The following is a 19,368-nucleotide window of genomic DNA, read 5'->3' as shown; positions in this document are numbered from 1 at the left end:
TTATGAGAAAAAGATTCGTTCGATTTTCTTTTGTAGTACCGTATCTAAAGATTTGACAAATCCAGCAAATTCATCGGTAGAAATCATATGAGTAAGAACGAGTCGTCTGCCGTCTGGTGTTTCACCGCATAAGACGAACGAAGAAAATTCATATGTTTTATTTTCTACTACTAATTTTGGATAGGAATACGTGTCGCTCTTCTTCTTCTTTCCATCAATAGAGATGACGTTGCATTTTTTCTCATTGTTGTCCATGGTGAATCCCTCCTTTCTATTACTTATGGTAGACAAGGAGGGTTTAGAACAATAGAGAAGGGGGAATTTTTTATGACTGTTGTAATAGAACGTATTTCAAAAGAAGCTATACCGAAGTCTTTATTACTACTTGCTGATCCAAGTGAACAGCAAATTGGTGCATATGTACAAAGAGGATTAACATACGTAGCTAAGCAAGAGGATAATGTAATCGGTATATATGTAATTTTGGAAACAAGGCCGAAGACGATGGAAATTATGAATATTGCGGTTGTAGAGCATTTGCAAGGAAAAGGGATTGGAAAGAAGCTAATAAGTCATGCTATAGAAACTGCTAAAGGATATGGTATGTCAAAACTTGAAGTTGGTACAGGCAATTCTAGTGTTTCACAACTTGCTTTCTATCAAAAATGTGGATTTCGTATTTTTTCTATTGATTTTGATTACTTTTCGAAGCATTATGAAGAAGAGATTATTGAAAATGGGATTGTATGCCGTGATATGATTCGGCTTGCAATGGAATTAAATCAGAACGTATAACTTATTTAGGGGGAAGAGAAGATGGAAGTACATAAAGCAATTACAGCACATTCTCGTAAACAAAATGAAAGTGTAAAAGCATGTTTACAATTAGATGCGCAGCGTGAAGCAGCTATTGAAGCAGCCGTATCTCTTGCGTCAAATGGGAAAGAATTTTCGGTTGATGTCATTAATGTTGTAACGAAGCAAATTAATGCTCTTGCAAAAAATGGTGTTACACTAGAGCGTAAATATGTTACAAAAGAAATGGTTATGGAGTATGTAAGTCGTTTGAAAGAGAAAGAAGGTCGTTAAAGATGTTAGTTACAGTCGAATGGTTACGTGAGCATATAGAAGATGAGAACGTCCGTATAATCGATTGTCGTTTTGATTTAGCGAATCCTAATTGGGGTAGAGAAAAGTATGAGGAGGAACATATTCCTCATGCATTATATTTTGATTTGAATGTAGATTTATCAAGTCCTATAACAGAACATGGTGGTCGCCACCCGTTACCAAATATTGAGGAGTTTGCAGACAAGCTGTCGCGAGCTGGTATTGATGAACATACGACAGTGATTGCATATGACAGTGAAGCGGGTGCAAATGCTTCTCGTCTTTGGTGGTTATTAAACTATGTAGGACATGAGAAAGTATATATATTAGATGGTGGATTTCCAGCATGGAAAGAGAATGGACTACCGGTAACAACAGAAATTTCTGTTGCTAAACGAAAAGCATTCAAAGCAAATGTACAAAATCATATGCTTGTAATGATGGAAACGGTGAGAGAGAATATCTATGCAGGTGCAGATGTTACGTTAATTGATTCTAGAGAGCCAAAACGTTATGCTGGTGTAGAGGAACTTGTTGATCCGAAAGCAGGACACATTCCAACAGCAGTAAATTATTTTTGGAAGGATGGAATGCTGCAATCAGGACAATTTAAGAATGAAGCTCAGCAACAAGAACGATTCCAAAACCTTTCGAAAGATAAGGAAACAATTGTATATTGTGGTTCTGGTGTTACAGCATGTCCAAATATCGTTGCATTGAAATTAGCTGGATTCCAAAATGTTAAATTGTATGCAGGTAGCTGGAGTGATTGGATTTCTTATCCAGAAAATCAAATTGCAAAAGAAGAAGATTAATCACTTGCATGCAAAAATAATTTGTATTAAAATAAGGTCACAAGCAAGAGATTGCTCGAAAAACTTTGTATTTTACACATTGGAAACAATGTGATAATATAACGACAAGTAAATAATGCATCCTGCGGTGTACGTAACTTATTTATGTCTAAAACCGATGTTAGTTATACGGAAGCTCAATATTTAGTGACCATCATCAAGCCTTCCTTGTGGAGGAAGATATACGGTAACTGTGAGGGCATCCACCTGCGAGTAGCGGGTTTTTGGACATTTACGAGGAGCGGCACGTGCGGGGGTCTTATTTCAACTAACATTATATAAAATTCCTACGGTGTACGTAGCTTATGCATGTCTTAAACCAATAAGTTTAATATGGAAGTTCAATATTTAAATGTAGCTAACATGCCATCTTTTTAAGAAGGAAGTTACAAACATTTGTGAGAGCATCCACCTGTGAGAGCAGGTTTATGGACATCTAGAGAGAACGGCATATGTGGGGCTATATAAAAACCTTACGTTTTATACGTAAGGTTTTTTTGTTGTATACATATATCCATGTTATCTTGATTCACCTGTGAAGTTTCCATAATAAATATAGCACTTTCTATCTTCATCAATCTCTCTTGAATCTAAAGCAAACTCCATATGCTTGCCGTCTTGTTGAATATATATAATATCTGAATGCAGATATGGCAAGATTTCTTCATAGTTCCATACATCTTTACTTTCAATCAAGTTTGAACTTGTATCCTTTAGCTCTCTAATTTCAAAACCGATGTGGAAGTAAGTAGGATCTGAAGGATCGTTAGAGAAAGTTTCTTGTTGCATATATATAACTGCTGTTCCGTCTGGATCTACTGAGGTTGCAGTGACAACATATGTATTTTTATCTTTTATAAAATATTCACAAGTCATGCGTGCAATGATTTCAGAATTAGAAATATTTGCATAGTTCCATAAAGCTGGATACCCTTTCGTTTCATCATTAAGTCGGTATTCTAAGCGCATTTCATCACTCTTCTTCCTTTTTCTTCTACTTTATCATGCCATCCTATATAATAGGAATAGAATTTAAAAAGGGGAGTGCGAAGGTGACAAAAACGAAATGGTTAGTAGGTGGTGTCGTAACGTCTTTAATGACTGGCACCTTATTTGGCTGCGCACAAGATCTTCCCCCAAAACCGAATGATAAAAGTTGTGCAGATTGGGATTGGGATGATGAACTTGGGGTATGGCAGTGTGATGATAGTAGTTCAGGATATCGTGGGCATTATTTCTATGGCGGGAGATACTATCAAAATAAATCCACTTTCAAAAATTCATCTGCGTTTAAATCTTATCAATCGTCTGCGGAATTTAAAGGTGGAATTGGAAGCGGTTCAAAGGGAGGATTTGGGGGCTAACATATGTCGCAATACATAAGGGATCGAAAAGAGTTTTATTCAAAATATCAGGATTTCTGGTCGGATTTATATGAATGTGAGTATAGTTTGTTTCATGTTTTTCCTATAACAAATGAGACTATGAAACAATTACAAGTTGCAACTGAACGAATGGGGAAAATATTTTTTAAGACTGCTAGACTTTTGCGTAATTTAAGTGACGAACAGCTTCTTGAACTTGGATTTCCCCCCGCAAGCTTATCGTTCATTAGAATGAAAGGATTATATCCTGAATCTGTTATTTCACGATTTGATTTCGTTTTAACAGGCGATAACCAAATTAAAATGCTTGAGTTTAATAGTGATACACCTACCTTTATTATGGAATGCTTTCAAATGAATGGGGAAGTTTGTAAAAAGCTAGGTTATGATGATCCAAACTTAGGCCAAGAGCGATTGCTATCCTCTGGTGTTACAAAAGCTGTAATGGAAGCGACAAAGGGAATAGACAACCCAAATGTTGTTTTTACAGCGCATCATGAGCATATTGAGGATTGGAATACGACTATGTATTTAAGTCAGTTATGCCGTGTTGAAAATAAAGTCGTGCCAATGTCAGAACTTAGAATTACAAAAGATTCTTTAGTGGATAGGGATGGAGTGCAAATTGATGTTTTATATCGTCAAACATATCCGATAGAAGATTTAATTGAGGATCAAGATTCTGAAACAGGAGATTTGGTAGGTGTGGAGTTGTTACAACTCGTAAAAGCCGGAAAGCTTTTTATTATAAATCCTTTGTCAGCATTTTTACTTCAGCCTAAATCAGTTCAGTGTCTTATTTGGGGATTAGCAGAAGAAGAGGTCTTTTATACAAATGAGGAACGGCAGTGGATTAAAGAATATATGTTACCTACATATTTAGAACCAGATTTATTTTTAGGAAAAGGTTCTTTCGTTCAAAAACCTTCATTTGGTAGAGAGGGAGACACGATTACCATTCGTGATAAGGACGAAAATATTATGATTCAAAATGCACACCAAACGTATAAAGCGTCACTGCCGATATTTCAAAAGTATACAGAACTTCCAGTCATATCTTTGGAAACAGAGAAAGGGATGGAGAAACTGTCGTATGTGTTTGGTTCGTTTTTAATTGCAGGAAAAGCAAGTAGTATCGGTATTCGTGCTGGTGAAAAAATTACGGGGAATGAATCGTACTATTTACCAGTAGGTATAAAAAAGGAGGAAGTATATGATTAATTTTTTATTATATTTAGCAGTAACACTTGGTCTTTTATGCATAGGTCTTTTCCTGATGGAAGTGACAACGAAAGTAAAAGAATTTAAGTTAATGGCCCAAGGGAATAAGGCAGTAAGCTATGTACTTGGAGGACGATTACTTGGGTTAGCTATTGTTTTATATTCAACAGCAGCTAATTCCATTTCACTTCTTGATATGGTTTCGTGGGGAGCGGTTGGGATTTTGGCTCAAATTATCGTCTTTTATTTAGCTGAGTGGCTTACACCACGCTTTAATATAAATAAAAGTCTTGAAGAAGATAATCAAGCGGTCGGTCTTTTTCTTATGTTTTTATCGCTTTCAATTGGGATTGTAATTGCTGGTTGTATAACTTATTAAAAACTTTACGTTTAAACGTAAGGTTTTTATTTTTACTAATTTTAAAATATGTGCTTCATTCATTTGATACGTAGAAAGAGAAATAGTATGTATATGAGAGGGAGTTGTTGTAATAAGGAAAAGATTCCATTCAAGGTGTTGACATCTATTTTAAATAAGAGTAACATTTTCTATGTAATAAAAATAAGTCTCTGTTAGGTGAGGCTCCTGTATAGAGAAATGCTACTGCCCAAAAATGTCGAGAGACGCCAATGGGTCAACAGGAATGATCGAATTAAGGTTTTTCTTAACGTAGCTGGTAATGTACCTATGCTATACAGTGCTAAAACTCGGCGAGGGAGAGGTCCGTAGATTTCTAATTGTATTAGGAATCGTTTATTTGTGTATGTCATGGCCTTTACTCTTTTCGGAGTAAGGGTCTTTTTGTTACAAAGCTATGAGTAATTTCATAGTATAAACTATAAAATAAAACGAGGAGGTGAGGAGCATGTCAAATTCTGACTCGGTTCCGTTACCCATATACTTCAAATCAAAAATATATGATGTAGGCAGGAAACGACTTGTTCCTCCCTCTATATTTATCATCATGTAGCGTTTATATGTATGTTTAGGCGCTAGACACTTTCACCGTAAAGTGGATAAATTGAGAAACAAAGCGTTTCTTCCTACGTTGTAAAGGAGGAGACGATAATATGTTATATGCAAACAAAACTGTGGGTAACACGTCATATAAATTAAGCAAAAAATCAATGAAAGAACAAACGATGCTTCAAAAAAATAAAGACTTATTAATTGAAATCGCAACGAGAGATGTAAAATCTGTATTTGCGTATTTTAAAACAACAAGAGATGGATTGTCTATGAAAGAGGCACAAAAACGTATTCAAGTATACGGCCGAAATGAATTAACTTCAAAAAGAGCTCGTATTGCGGAAGTGATGATGAAGCTAGGTGGAATGATCCCAGGTTTTTCAAAACAACATGTGAGAGATGGATTACAATGTGAGAAGATTACTGTGTCTCGAGTAGAATGTTCTAGTGTAACAGGTTTAAACGGTGAATTAAAAATGATGGATTTGCCAGTACAAGAGCTTGTTCCAGGAGATATGATTTTCCTTTCAGAAGGTGATACAGTACCAGCAGATGTACGTATTATTTATGCAAATGATCTATTAGTAAATGAATCTGTGCTAACAGGAAACGATGCAAGTGTTGAGAAATTTGAAAGTTGCTATCATCTTGAACGCAAACGATTTATTCCTTTGAAAAGAATGAAAGACTATAATCCACTTGAACTTGAAAATGTATGTTTCAAAGGGACGTATATTGTTAGTGGAAATGCAAAAGCTGTAGTAGTTTCAACTGGGAAAAATACGTATACAGGGATTCTTCATACTTGTTGTAGTAAAACGTCTTAATGTGTAAATGATGCTAAATATACAAAAACAATGTATAATAGACAAAGTTGAAAAACGTAGAATGGTAATCTATTTATATAACCTTACGTGATGACGTGGGGTTATTATTTTTTTTGGTAGGAGAGGAATTATGAAAAAAGTATTATTAGTTGATGGTATGGCACTATTATTTCGTGCTTTTTATGCAACAAGTGTCTACGGGCAGTTTATGAAACGACAAGATGGTACCCCTACAAACGGGATTCATGGTTATATGAAACATTTATTAACGGCAATGCAAGCAATTGAACCGACACACATCGTAACATGTTGGGATATGGGAAGTACAACATTTAGAACAGAGTCGTTCTCAAATTATAAAGCGAATCGTGCAGCGCCACCTGAAGAATTAATTCCGCAATTTGATCTAGTGCAAGAAATGACTGCAAAATTATCTGTTCCAGTTATCGGCATGAAAGGGTATGAAGCGGATGATTGTATCGGTACATTAGCAAAACAATACTGCAATGAAGCGGAAGTTTATATTTTAACAGGTGATACGGATTTACTTCAACTTGTTGATAAGAACGTTACAGTTATGCTTCTGCGCAAAGGAATTGGAAATTACGAGTATTACACACCGGAGAAAATTATGGAAGAAAAAGGTGTAGAACCGTGGCAAATCGTACATGCGAAAGCTTTCATGGGAGATACGAGCGATAATTACCCAGGTGTAAAAGGTATCGGTGAAAAAACAGCGTATAAGCTTATTCAAGAACATGGTACAGTAGCAACTGTACTAGAAAATGTGGCAGCATTAACGAAAGCGCAACGTACGAAGATCGAAAGTGATTTAGAGAATTTAAATATTTCATTACAATTAGCACAAATTCATTGTGAAGTTCCTATTTCATGTTCACTAGAAGAAGGATTACACACAATAGATGAAGAAAAATTACGATTCGTTTGTGAAGAAATGAATTGGGGAAGACCTGAAATATTAATCAATATGCTATAAGTACTAGGAAGACCGATTAAAAGTAAAATGAATCGGTCTTCCTTTTTTGTTCACAAAGTTGTCAGAAAATAAACGTAATTTTCATGTAAAGTTCAAATGGAATTCACAACAATCAATTATTATAAGACAAACAGATAAATACTTATCTTTTATATAAACCATCCCCCAAGGAGGACAATGAAAATGAGAAAAAAAGTGAGAAAATCCTTTAAACAATTATTAATAGAAAATAAACAATCACTATTAAATAATAAAGAAAACATGAAAGAAATTGAGGAACGGATTGAGAAACGACATGTAGCATATAGAGCTGTTAGTAATTGAGTATTATCATTTTGCTTATGAAAAAAGCTTGTAGTTTGGATGCTATCCAAAACTACAAGCTTTTTCTTTTTTATTACTGCCACCAAATCCAAGCCCAAAAGTAATTTCGTATATTTCGAGGAGGAATGCGTATAAAACGTTCACCGTCAAAGAAGCAATTAAAATTTGGAAGTGTTTCATCCGGAGTTTCTGGAACAAAGGTGACAATGTTTTCGTTACTGGTAACAGTTACTGTAATTGGTGGATCGGTAGGCGAGACTTGAAGTTGTAACGAAATATTAGCTGTATTTTTAAATTCATTAGTAACAGGTGGACTTATCACTTGTACTGTGAATAACACAATAATTGTTTCGTTTGGCTCCAAATTAGTAGCGACTAGGAAACCGATATTCGGATTCGCTAGTGGAGAGCGTTCTCCGTTAATGGAGACAGTGCCGTTCATAAACTGTAAACCTACTGGAATAGTATCCTGTAAAGAAATATTTAAGAGTGAAATCTCGGAAGTATTCGTAATGCGCACTGTGTAATCAAAATATTGATTTAAATAAGCTGAGCTGACGGAAGCGTTTTTCGTGACTGTCGCAGTTACAAATTGAACTGGTATACGAACAATATTCGAATTAACAACGAAAGTAATAATCGGATCCTGTGGTGTCAATTGGAAAGCGGCTGTAACTGTTGCAGAATTTATAATTGTACTGTTTGAAGGAATAGAAGTTACAAGAACTTTAAATGTTATCGTTGCTACTCCATCTGCAGGTAAAGAGCCGATATTCATACCAGTGTCTGGACGGATATTTGGAACTTGAGTACCATTAATTGATACGCTGTTTTCTATAAATGTTGTACCGGCTGGAATTATATCTAGGACGGAAGTACTGATTGTAGGAATTGGTGAATGATTTATCACCTCTAATGTGAAAGTTATGATGTCCCCTGTCGCCACGATAGATTTATCGGCTGTTTTTTCAATACTAACCATTGGATCAACTATTATTGTTGTAACAGTATTTGTTTGCTTTGTAACGGTATTTATTTGCCTTGTAATCGTAATAGGAGGTTCGGTTGGACCGACAATAGGTGTATAGGAAATAGTAGCATCGTTATTGATTGTAGATTGAAGAGTAGAAGAAGATATTGTCACTTGGAATGTAATAATAACAGATTCGTTTGGAGCAAGGTTGCCTAGCGTAATACCATTTTCAGGATTCGCATTAGGTTGATTGATTCCGTTAATTGTAACACTACCAATAACGAATGTCGTATCTACTGGTGCCGTGTCTATTAGAAGAAGATCTTCAATAGTGATATTACCACTATTAATAATCGTAATGGTGTACGTTAAAGTTTGACCAGGTAAGGCACTCGTGAAATCAACAGCTTTTATCGCAATGACATTATCATTTTGGACAGTTGTTGTAACAGTATTTGTTGTAGTCGTATTTGTAACAGGTATGTTATTTGGGTTGACTATATAGTTAAAAGTAGTGATTGCTTGGTTGGTGAGTTCGTTTTGTATTGGAATAGAAGTCACAGTTACTTGGAATGAAGCGATAGCATCTCCGTCTACAATTATAGTACCAATTGGTATGCCACTTACTGGATTCACTCCTGGAAGAGGTTCTCCGTTTACAATAACGCTATTTTCTATAAATGTGGTACCTTGAGGAATCATATCTTGAATGACTACATCATTTGCTGCAACATTACCAGTTTGATTGAGTATAATCGTATACGTTAACGTATCACCGACAGTTGCAAATGCAAGGTCAACAGCTTTATTACTATTTAAAGTCGCGTGATGAATTTCTGTTACGGCAGCTGATGAAATAATAGTTTCGGTAATAGGTGGTCGATCTGGTAACGTGTATTGAAATTCAATTGTACTCGTGTTAGAGATTGGATTTGTTTGCGGAATCGAAGTAACTCGTACTTGGAATAGAATAGTTGCTGTTGTATTAGGCGGAATGTTATCAATTTGTATCCCGCTAAGTGGATTGTCATTTGGACGAGCGTTGCCATTCACAATAACACTGTTCTCTATAAAGCTCGTATTTGCTGGGATGATATCTGTCACGATAATGTTTTCTACTTGTATATTCCCATTGTTTGTGATGGAAATTGTGTAAGGGATAATCGTTTGTAAGTCAGCGTATTGGATAGGCGTTGTTTTTGTTGCGACTATAGTAGCAGTAATAACTTCAGTGAAGGTAATATTACTAGTCGATATTTGTTCTTCTCCATTTATCGTATAACGAGAAGTTGATTGATTTTGAACATGGCCGGTAGCTGGAAGCGCTATGACGGTAACAGAAAATGTGACTGGGATAGAAATGTTAGGAGCAATCGTTCCTACAAGTATACCGGTACTTGGATTGGCGTTAAGCTGCGGAATGTTATTTACTAAAACGCTACCGTCAATAAAGGTAGTTCCACCAGGAATATTGTCTGTAAATACAACAGCAGTGGCATCTGTATTCCCTGTATTCGTTAAAGTTGTTGTATAAGTTAAAATGTCACCAATTGTTACAGAAGTCAAATCAACAGTTTTAAGTGAAACAATATCAGCATCATTAATTTGAACGAAAGTAGTGTTGGAAGTAGTCGATTTTTGAATTGGTGCAAAATCAGGGTTGAAAACAAAGTCGTAGATGATGTTTGCAGTATTAGGAGTTGGGTTTATAGTAGGTAAATTCGTAACGGAAACTTGGAAGGTTATTGTAGCCATTTGACCTGATGCAATATTAGGAATGGAAAAGCCGATATTCGGATCTGCTGCAGGAAATGCAGTATTGTTAACTAATACACCTCCCGGGATAAATACTGTTCCATCCTCTATCGTATCTGTAAAAAAGATGGAGTTAGTTGTTGTGGATCCGTTATTTTGAATGAGTACTGTATATTCAATAGTTTCATCAATAGTAGCTAATACTGTATTAGCGGATTTTGTAGCGATAAGAATAACATCAATAAATTGTATATTTGTAGTATTGGAAGATGTCGTTTCTGAAATTGGTGGTAAGCTTGGGTCTGGCTGATACTCATAGTGGATGACGGCGATATTATTAATGTTATTTTGAGGAGGTATAGAGACTACATTTACTTGGAATGTAACGATAATTGTATTGTTTGGAAGGATAATATTAAGGGTGATTCCGGTAATTGGATTTTCGTTAGGTCTTGGTATGCCATCTACAAGAATGCTATTTGGAATGAATGTGGTGCCAGCAGCAATTGCGTCAATTAGGAGAGTATTTGTAATAGGTACGGTACCAGTGTTTGTAACTGCGACTGTATATGTGATGATTTGACCGATGCGTGTAATAGATCTGTTAGTAGATTTAATTGCACTAACATTTGCTGTACGGACTTCAGTATTTACTGCATTTGATAACGATCTACGCTGAATAACCGGGGAACTAGAGTCAATTTGATATTCATACGAAGTGTCTGAAATGTTAATGACTGTGTTGTCAGGAGGTATATTTGTAAGTTGTACTTGGAATGAAATAGTGACTGTTTCATCTGGTTGTATCGTGCCAAGAGTTATTCCATTTTCAGGATTCGCACCAGGTTGAATGACATTATTTATTGATAAGCTATCTTCAATGAATATCGTACCTTCTGGAATATTATCAATGAACACTGTATTGTTAGCCGGAACAGTTCCTATATTTTGTAGTGTATTTGTGTAGGTAATATTTTGCCCGATGGATACGAAAGTAACATCCGCCTGTTTAACAGAAATAATATTTGCATTTTGAAGTGATGTTGTAACGATATTAGAAGTTGCGGAGCGATTCATTGGGGGGGCTGTAGGAATGCTTACATATTGGTACGTTGCTGAAGATTGATTTGCAATTTCGGTTTCAGTAGGTGGATTATTTGTTTGGACTTGAAATAGTATCGTTTTAGAACTGTTTGCTGGAATTGTTCCAATCGGTATTCCGTTTTCAGGATTTACACCTGGCTGAAGGACACCGTTAATTGTGACACTGTCGGGAACGAATGTAGTGCCAGCTGGAATCGAATCTGTAAAAATAATATTTATTGCGTCAACATTTCCGATATTTTTCACTTCAGAAATATAAAGGATCGTTCCGCCAATATCTACAGTTGTTGGATTGGATGTTTTTGTAATTGTCAATTGTGCTTGCACGAAATTTGTAATGACGATATTACTAGTCGATGTTTCCGTAATAGGCGGTTTCCCTGGATCCGGTTGAATTGTATATGTTGTATTAGATTGATTTGTAATCGATTGTTGCGAGAATGGATCGTTAATAAGAATTTGGAACGAAATAAGGTGAGTAGCGTTTGCTGCTAGGTTAGGTAAAGTAACCCCTGCGTTTGGATTTGCACCAAGTATAGCTGTTCCGTTAAGTGTAAAACTATTGTCTACGAATGTAGTCTCTTCTGAAATAGTATCTGAAAATATGAGATTCGTAGCTGGAATATTTCCGGTATTTTCTAGCGCTATCGTGTAGGTCAAAATATCACCTGTTGTTGCTTGTTGTGCATTGACTGCTTTTAAAGAAAGAACATTCGCATCCGAAATTTGTGTGGAAGCTGGGTTAGACGTAATTGTTCGAGAGATGGTAGGAGCGGTTGGATCCGCGATAAAAGTATAGTCAATACGAGCTATATTAGAAATTGGATTCACGCTTGGAATGGATTGAACGATAACTTGGAATGTTATGGTGATAATGTCTGAAGGCGCGATGGAGTTTAATGGTATCCCTACGCTTGGATCGGCACCTGGAGCTGCAACGCCATTAATGGTTACGCTATTCGGAAGAAATGCAGTTCCTTCTGGGACTAAATCTGTTAAAGTAACTGTATTTGCAGTTGTATTCCCGTTATTTTGAACGACTACAGTGTAAGTGATTGTACCGTTAGTAGATTGTACGAGAGAATCTGTATTTTTAATTACGGATAACGATGCATCAACGACGGCTGTACTAACCGTATTAGATGAAGCGGTTGCTGTAACTGGAGGTTGACTCGGGTCGACAGTATACGTGTAACTTGTAAGTGCTTGATTTATAATTGCTCCTTGCAGTGGAATAGAGCTTGCACGAAATTGGAACGTAATAGTAGCAGAATTACCTGGTGCGATAATACCAACGGGAATGCCAAGAGTTGGACTTGCATCTGGAAGTGAAATTCCGTTAAGTGTAACACTATTTGGAACAAATAATGCTCCTTCAGGAACTCCGTTAATGAGTAATACAGAGTTTGCAGGGAAGTTTCCAGTGTTTGTTAATGTTGCAGTGTACGTAATTATATCTCCAATAGATACGATTGTTCGATCTGCTTCTAAAAGTGTTGTAACAGTAGCGTTATTAATTTGTGTAGAAGCGCTATTAGAAGTTATTGTGCCGGTAACAGGAGGAGATGCCGGATCAACGATGAATTCGTATTGAATAGATGCAACGTTTGTAATTGGGTTGGAAGGTGGAGTAGATATAACTATGACTTGGAAAGTAACAGTTAAGGAACTGTTCGTACTAACGGTTCCGATGTTAACTCCGTTATTTGGATTTGCATCTGGAACGGTACTTCCATTTACAGCAAAACTATTTTCAATAAAGGTAGTTCCTGCTGGAATGAGGTCTGAGAAATTTACATTCGTAGCGTTCGTATTGCCGCTATTTTGAATTAAAACGGTATAAGTGATCGTGTCGCCAATATTTGCAAAGGCTGTACTAGCAGTTTTTACAACTGAAAGTATTGCTGTATTAATAGAAGTAACAAAGACGTTCGTTTCCACGTTGCCAGGCTGAGCTTGTAATGCATTGCCTACGTTATATTGGAAGTTCACAAATGCTAAGTTTTGGAGTTCAGGAGTGAATGTTGTTGGATTGCTTACAATTTGAACTAGGAATATGATTGTTACAGTTTGATCTGGATTGACTGTATTTATGCCAATACCGCTGGTGATAGAAGCGGATGGTAATGAAGTACCGTCAACAACAACTGATCCTGCAACAAATTGTGCCCATGAAGGTAAAGGGTCTGAGAAAACAACGTTGTTAGCTGGAATATTTCCTGTATTCATAATCGTAGTTGTATACGTAATCGTATCACCAATCGTTGCAAAAGCTTTATCTCCGATTTTAATCGTGTTTAAAATTGCACTTTCAATTTTTGTTGTAACGTTATTAGAAGTAATATTTTTTGAAACTGGAGGATTTTTTGGATTAACGATATGTTGAAAGTTAACGCTAGCTTGATTGGTAATTGGATTTATAGGCGGGATTTCATCTGCGATAATATTAAATGCCACAATGACAGATTGGTTTGGCGCGATATCACCAATTGGAACCCCTGTAACGATATCTGCATTTGGGATGCTAGTTCCGTTAAGTGTAAAACTATTCGGTTCAAAGGAAGTTCCGTCTGGAATAAGGTCGGTGAAAATAACATTTGTTGCACTAACATTTCCGCTATTTGTAATGGTAACGGTGTAGATAATATCTTGCCCAATATCTACTGTTGACACATTTGAATTTTTTTGTGCAGTAAGGATAGCGCTATTAATTTGTGTAGTCGTTGTATTAGATTGATTAGAAGTTGTAATAGATGGCTGGCTAGGATCAACGACATAATGATATGTGATAGAAGCAGAATTAGAAATAGGATTAAGTGTAGGAAGTGTAGTAACAGTTGCTTGGAATGTGACGATTGCCGCATTACCACCATTAATGGAACCGATATTTACACCAGTAGATAAATCAGCATTTGGAATGGTTTGCCCATTAACTGTGAAACTATTTGGAACGAAACTTAAATTGCTATCAAGTATATCGATGACGGTAACATCAGTTGCAGCCACATTCCCGGTATTAGGGAGGTTAAGTGTAAATGTTATTGTATTACTAACATCCGCAAAGGTAAGATCTGCCGTTTTTGTACTTATAATATTTGCGTTATTTATTTGAAGAAGCGTAGTGTTGGAAGTAGCTGAACTCGACACTGGAGGGTTAACAGGATCAACAGTAAACTCATATGTCGTTGATGCTGTATTCGGTGCTGGGTTACTAAGGGGAATATTATTTACTGTCACTTGAAAGACGATACTATATATTTCATTTGGTGGAAGCGCTGCAAGTAATACACCTGTATTTGGATTCGCATTCGGTTGTAAAACACCATCGACAGTTAATGTGTTAGGAACAAATGTGAGTCCACTTGGTAATACATCTGTGAATATAATATTCGTTGCATCGGTATTGCCTACATTGGAAATAGAAGTAGTATAAAAGGCAGTTTGCCCGATATCTGCAAAGGATGCACTTTCATTCTTCGTCATAGATAATATGGCTTCTTTAATTTGCGTTGAAACAGGATTGCTAATTGAAGTTTCTGTATCAGGCGGTGAGACTAATTGATAAGATGTTGATGAGAAATTTACAATTGGGTTTTCGGTCGGTAATGAGGTCACGTTTACTTGGAAGAAAACATTTACTGTAGCCCCCGCTGTTATCGGTCCAATATTTACACCGTTTACTGGATTCGCACCACTTTGAGGAACTCCATTAATGGAAAATGTGTTTGCAATAAATGTAGTTCCGCTCGGCATAGTATCTGTGAAAATAACATTTTGTGCAGATGAATTTCCATTGTTTGTTAAAGTGACAGTATAAGTGAGTGTATCTCCGATGTGGCTAAATGCTTTATCAACTTGTTTAGATGAAAGAATGGTAGCTGTATTAATTGTAGTAAATGTTGTGTTTGAAGTAATATTTCTTGAAACAACTGGTGCATTTGGATTAGTGATAAATGTGTAAGAAGCAGTAGCGGAATTGGCAATAGGATTTTGGGGTGGTGTAGAAGTAGCGGTAACTTGAAATGCTATAGATATTGAGCTGTTAGGAGCAATTGATCCAATTGTTATGCCAGTATTAGGATTGAGCCCGATTTGTGTAATGCCACCTATTGTAACGCTATCAGTAATAAACGTTGTACCATTTGGTATAAGATCAGTGAAAGTAATATTCGTAGCGTTTGTATTACCGGTATTTGTCAAAAGTGTCGTATAGGTAATGGTATCACCTAGTGTTACAAGTGTTTGATCTACAGATTTCACCATCGTTATCATAGCATCTAGTACCGGGTTTGTAACGATATTCGTTGAAGTAGAAGTTGTAATAGGAGTTCCGTTTGGATCGACAGTATAAGAATATAAAATTGTGTCACTACCCATAATTGAACTTGAAGGGGGAACAGAAAGAACATTTGCTTGGAAAGTAACGGTTACTGTTTCACCAGGAGCGATATTTGGTATAGTTACTCCAAGTGCTGGTTTCGCACCAGATTGCTGAACCCCATTTATTTTGACTGAGTTTGGTATAAAGGTAGTGTTAGCTGGAATTGCGCTCGTGAACGTTATATTCGTTGCAGTCGTATTTCCTGTATTTGTAATAGTTGTTGTATACGTAATCGTATCTCCAACAGAAATGATAGATTTATCAACGCTTTTTTTGGTCGTTAATATTGCACTATTAATTGTTGTCGAAACAGAATTAGATACATTCGTTTGTGTTACGGCAGGTTGGCTAGGATCAACCACATGTGCAAATTGTACAGAACTAAAATTAGAAATTGGATTTATACTTGGAATGTTTGTAACAAGTACATTAAGAGTAATCACGGCCGTTCCATTTGGGTTTATATTTCCAATCTGAATCCCGTTAGATGGATTTCCGATTTGCTGTGTACCAGAATCGTTTGTAAGAATGCCAGATATGAATGCCGTTCCATCAGGTAAAGTATCCGTAAAAATTATATTTTGTGAAGTGACATTTCCAGGGTTGCTTAATGTAATTGTATAAGAAATTGTATCGCCAATCGTTGCGAAAGTTTTATCTACAGATTTGATTGCCACAATTTCCCCAGAATTTATTTGTGTCGAAACAGAATTAGATGTCGTATTTCGTGAAACAAGTGGTAAATTAGGTCCTGTCATAAATTGATAATCAATAGAAGCACCGTTTACAACTGGTGAGTTTGGTCCTCCAGGTCCGATTGTAAAAATAGGATTTGGGATGCTAACTACTTGCACACGGAAGGTAACATTTATAAAATCTCCTGCAATAATATCTCCAATTGGTATCCCGTTCGCTGGACTTACTCCAGGTAATAAAACCCCACCTACTCGAACGCTATCTTCTATAAATATTGTATTATTTGGAATCGGATCTGTAAAAATGATATTCGTAGCAGTTGTGTTCCCTATATTTTCTAATAAAACAGTATACGTTAAAAATGAATTTCCAGGTGCGATGTCAGAAAATAGTCGATCCACACTTTTCGTTGCTTGAATAATCGCTTCGTTAATTTGAACTAAAGTTGGATTACTTGTAGCTGTTTCTGTCACCGACGGCTGGGTAGGATCAACAATGATAGAGTATGTTGTGCTAGATTGGTTCAAAGTTGGATTTGTAGCTGGTATTGAGCCAACAATAGCTTGAAAGCTAATTGTTATCGTTCCTCCAACTGGAATTGAGTCTAAAGAGATTCCGCTATCGGGTCTAAATCCAAGTTGTGGGATGGAGTTAATTTGTACACTATCAGGAACGAATGAAAGTTCGGGTGGTAATATATCGATAAAAACAGGTGTGTTTGCGGTAGTATTTCCGCTATTAGTGAGGGTAGTTGTATACGTAATTGTATCTCCAACAGCGGCAAAGGCACTGCTTGCAGTTTTTGTTGCGATAACGGAAGCAGTATTTACTTGTGTAAAGGTTTTATTGGATTGAACTGTTCGGGAAACAGGCGGCTCATTTATATCAACAATAAAGCTATATTGAAGCGATGATTTGTTCGGAATTGGATTCGGGTTTGGCAGCGTTGTAATGTTTACTTGAAAATTGAGTGTAATCGATGCATTTGCATTCAAGTTACCAATATTGATACCGTTTTGCGGATTTGCATTTGGGACGGTTACACCATTTATCTTAAAGCTATTTGGGACAAAGGTAGTACCATTTGGAATGGAATCTGTAAACATAATGTTGTTCGCAGTAGTATTTCCTGTGTTTGTAATAGATGAAGTGAATGTAATCGTATCACCAATTGTAGCGAAAGTTGTACTCGCATTTTTATTTAAAACTAAAGTAGCATCAATAATTGGAGTAACCGTCGTATTTGTTACGGTAACCAATAACCAACGAATTTCTGAGAAGTTGAACATCTTTAGTAAACAATATTTTCTCAATATGAGAATCGCGCTTTGCAGAACACATGTTCTCATTAATGTGATAAAATATTCTGTAAATATAATGGAAAAAGTGTTGCTTATTGTAATGAAGGGGGTAAGTCACTTGAAATTTCATGAAAAAATTATGGGGATGATTGAGGATAGGGATGACTTAACAGCTACTAGTGTAGCGTGTAAAATTGGAGTTTCAAAACAATACATGTCAAAATTCAAAAGACAAGGAACAATTGGATTTTCTCAATTATTGAAGCTAGCACCTATTTTGAGCGCTGAAGGAAAAAAAGCAAAGCAAACTATGTCCGAGTGGTGCTTAGAATTAGATACCACAGAGTCTATAAAACAAAGTTTTGAATATGCGTGTCTAACTCGTAATACAATCTTATTGGAACAATTAATACAAAAGCATAGCAAAGAAACTGGAACACTCCGAGAATATGTTGAAGTGTATACAATCTTGTTTAAATATATTAAGAATATAATTAAAGGCTCAGAAATAACAAAGGAATTAAAGAAGATTGGTGCTATTAAAGATAAGGTTTTAGAAATATTAACAAAGATCATGGAATGCTATGAATATTATCATCTAAAAAAATTCAATATAATGTTGGAAACTGCAGAAATGATTGAATTACTGGTGAGACAAATTGAAGGAGAACGAAAATCCTTTATTAAGGAATGTTACAATTATCGTATTGCTGAATTGTTCGCGCCGATTTTCCTGCAAAAGAATAATGTAGATTTATCTAGGAAGTATGCTCACTTCTTAATTCATGCTAATGTTTGTACAAAAACAGTCTCTGATGCATATTACATATTAGGTATGTCAAACGTATTAGAAAATAAAGAACAATGTTTGGTCAATTTAAAAAAGAGTTACTTATTAAGTAAGGAAATTGGAGATGCTGATATTGAACAAGAGGCAAGATACAATCTAGATGTTGCTAAAATCTATTTAGGAGTAAAACTAGACGAAGACGCTGACAGTAGGTTATTGTTGTACCAAAAAAGCCCAACATGTGAATTGTCAATTAAAGCTCTCCAAGATATAATAAGAGAAAGAGGAGACAAGGACTTTTTAAATTATTTCATAGCGTGTTCTTCTGATGAAAGCCAATGTTTATACGATTTGTTTTATCAATACTTCTACCAAGCTAACTATCTATTTTCAGCGATAGTAGCAAAAGAATTGTGTAATAGAGGGGATAAATCTTTGTTGACTCAATCGATGGTTAATTTGGGGAACGAAAAACAAAAAGGGGTTGTTGATATTGAAGAAATTAGTATTAGCAGTTTGCACATTATTAACGGTTCTAACAGTGGGATTGTCATATAATGAAAATGTACAAATAGATAAAAAAATGCAAATGGTTGAAATTAAACCTGGTGGATAAGGATATTTTAAAGGGCGGATTAAAACCGCTCTTTTTTTATTGGTAAACTAAAATGAAAAAAATA

12 protein-coding genes, 2 other RNA genes, 1 pseudogene and 1 riboswitch are annotated in these 19,368 nt (G+C 35.9%); of the genes and pseudogenes, 12 read left to right on the top strand and 3 right to left on the bottom strand.

Features of this window, described 5'->3' with window-relative positions; all coding sequences use genetic code 11:
* Positions 1–255, bottom strand: a complete 255-nt coding sequence (locus QCI73_RS19315; RefSeq protein ID WP_000369740.1) for a DUF3931 domain-containing protein — start codon at positions 253–255, stop codon at positions 1–3.
* A 72-nt stretch (positions 256–327) separates the two neighbouring features.
* Here QCI73_RS19315 and QCI73_RS19310 point away from each other — a divergent pair, with 72 nt between their 5' ends.
* From QCI73_RS19310 to ssrS (QCI73_RS19290), 5 genes are all read left to right on the top strand, one after another.
* Complete coding sequence (locus QCI73_RS19310; protein WP_044790378.1) at positions 328–795, top strand: GNAT family N-acetyltransferase; 468 nt, start codon at positions 328–330, stop codon at positions 793–795.
* 21 nt (positions 796–816) lie between these two features.
* Entirely contained in the window at positions 817–1,089 is a 273-nt protein-coding gene (locus tag QCI73_RS19305) for a YpbS family protein (RefSeq protein ID WP_000451811.1), read from the top strand.
* A gap of 2 nt (positions 1,090–1,091) precedes the next feature.
* Positions 1,092–1,925: a sulfurtransferase gene (locus QCI73_RS19300; protein ID WP_353823576.1), complete on the top strand. Its 834-nt coding sequence runs from the start codon at positions 1,092–1,094 to the stop codon at positions 1,923–1,925.
* A gap of 116 nt (positions 1,926–2,041) precedes the next feature.
* Positions 2,042–2,225, top strand: a non-coding RNA gene (gene ssrS, locus QCI73_RS19295) — 6S RNA.
* Between the two features lie 20 nt (positions 2,226–2,245).
* Positions 2,246–2,429: non-coding RNA, 6S RNA (ssrS, locus tag QCI73_RS19290), on the top strand.
* 54 nt (positions 2,430–2,483) lie between these two features.
* Here ssrS (QCI73_RS19290) and QCI73_RS19285 read toward each other — a convergent pair.
* Positions 2,484–2,933: a hypothetical protein gene (locus QCI73_RS19285; protein WP_262724869.1), complete on the bottom strand. Its 450-nt coding sequence runs from the start codon at positions 2,931–2,933 to the stop codon at positions 2,484–2,486.
* Positions 2,934–3,016: 83 nt separating this feature from the next.
* Here QCI73_RS19285 and QCI73_RS19280 point away from each other — a divergent pair, with 83 nt between their 5' ends.
* From QCI73_RS19280 to QCI73_RS19255, 6 genes are all read left to right on the top strand, one after another.
* Positions 3,017–3,328 carry a hypothetical protein gene (locus QCI73_RS19280; protein WP_000169020.1) on the top strand — a complete coding sequence of 104 codons (312 nt, stop codon included), beginning with the start codon at positions 3,017–3,019 and terminating at the stop codon, positions 3,326–3,328.
* 3 nt (positions 3,329–3,331) lie between these two features.
* Entirely contained in the window at positions 3,332–4,570 is a 1,239-nt protein-coding gene (locus tag QCI73_RS19275; RefSeq protein WP_327922227.1) for a glutathionylspermidine synthase family protein, read from the top strand.
* A complete protein-coding gene (locus tag QCI73_RS19270) occupies positions 4,563–4,949 on the top strand; it encodes a DUF350 domain-containing protein (protein WP_000606860.1) in 387 nt (128 codons plus the stop codon). Before QCI73_RS19275 ends, QCI73_RS19270 begins: the two co-directional genes overlap by 8 nt.
* 183 nt (positions 4,950–5,132) lie before the next feature.
* A riboswitch (M-box (ykoK) riboswitch) is annotated at positions 5,133–5,298 on the top strand.
* Between the two features lie 343 nt (positions 5,299–5,641).
* A complete protein-coding gene (locus QCI73_RS19265; RefSeq protein WP_000964970.1) occupies positions 5,642–6,367 on the top strand; it encodes a P-type ATPase actuator domain-containing protein in 726 nt (241 codons plus the stop codon).
* Between the two features lie 130 nt (positions 6,368–6,497).
* Complete coding sequence (locus QCI73_RS19260; protein WP_000757050.1) at positions 6,498–7,364, top strand: 5'-3' exonuclease; 867 nt, start codon at positions 6,498–6,500, stop codon at positions 7,362–7,364.
* A 183-nt stretch (positions 7,365–7,547) separates the two neighbouring features.
* Entirely contained in the window at positions 7,548–7,688 is a 141-nt protein-coding gene (locus tag QCI73_RS19255; RefSeq protein ID WP_001228044.1) for an FbpB family small basic protein, read from the top strand.
* Between the two features lie 73 nt (positions 7,689–7,761).
* Here the strand turns inward: QCI73_RS19255 and QCI73_RS19250 are convergent.
* Positions 7,762–17,850, bottom strand: a pseudogene (locus QCI73_RS19250) (beta strand repeat-containing protein); the annotation flags it as partial.
* A 166-nt stretch (positions 17,851–18,016) separates the two neighbouring features.
* Between QCI73_RS19250 and QCI73_RS19245 the strand changes: the two are divergent.
* Positions 18,017–19,246, top strand: coding sequence for an AimR family lysis-lysogeny pheromone receptor (locus tag QCI73_RS19245; RefSeq protein ID WP_353823575.1), 1,230 nt, complete (start codon positions 18,017–18,019; stop codon positions 19,244–19,246).
* Positions 19,247–19,368 lie beyond the last annotated feature (122 nt).

It is taken from the genome of Bacillus cereus group sp. MG16 (assembly GCF_040459875.1).
GTDB classification, from domain to species: domain Bacteria; phylum Bacillota; class Bacilli; order Bacillales; family Bacillaceae_G; genus Bacillus_A; species Bacillus_A paranthracis.
Note: the sequence above shows the minus strand (reverse complement) of the source record. Positions and strands in the feature narration are given on the sequence as shown.

Coding starts and splice junctions, on each gene's coding strand:
- QCI73_RS19315 (WP_000369740.1), bottom strand. CDS start 255: ATGGACAACAATGAGAAAAAATGCAACGTCATCTCTATTGATGGAAAG.
- QCI73_RS19310 (WP_044790378.1), top strand. CDS start 328: ATGACTGTTGTAATAGAACGTATTTCAAAAGAAGCTATACCGAAGTCT.
- QCI73_RS19305 (WP_000451811.1), top strand. CDS start 817: ATGGAAGTACATAAAGCAATTACAGCACATTCTCGTAAACAAAATGAA.
- QCI73_RS19300 (WP_353823576.1), top strand. CDS start 1,092: ATGTTAGTTACAGTCGAATGGTTACGTGAGCATATAGAAGATGAGAAC.
- QCI73_RS19285 (WP_262724869.1), bottom strand. CDS start 2,933: ATGCGCTTAGAATACCGACTTAATGATGAAACGAAAGGGTATCCAGCT.
- QCI73_RS19275 (WP_327922227.1), top strand. CDS start 3,332: ATGTCGCAATACATAAGGGATCGAAAAGAGTTTTATTCAAAATATCAG.
- QCI73_RS19270 (WP_000606860.1), top strand. CDS start 4,563: ATGATTAATTTTTTATTATATTTAGCAGTAACACTTGGTCTTTTATGC.
- QCI73_RS19265 (WP_000964970.1), top strand. CDS start 5,642: ATGTTATATGCAAACAAAACTGTGGGTAACACGTCATATAAATTAAGC.
- QCI73_RS19260 (WP_000757050.1), top strand. CDS start 6,498: ATGAAAAAAGTATTATTAGTTGATGGTATGGCACTATTATTTCGTGCT.
- QCI73_RS19255 (WP_001228044.1), top strand. CDS start 7,548: ATGAGAAAAAAAGTGAGAAAATCCTTTAAACAATTATTAATAGAAAAT.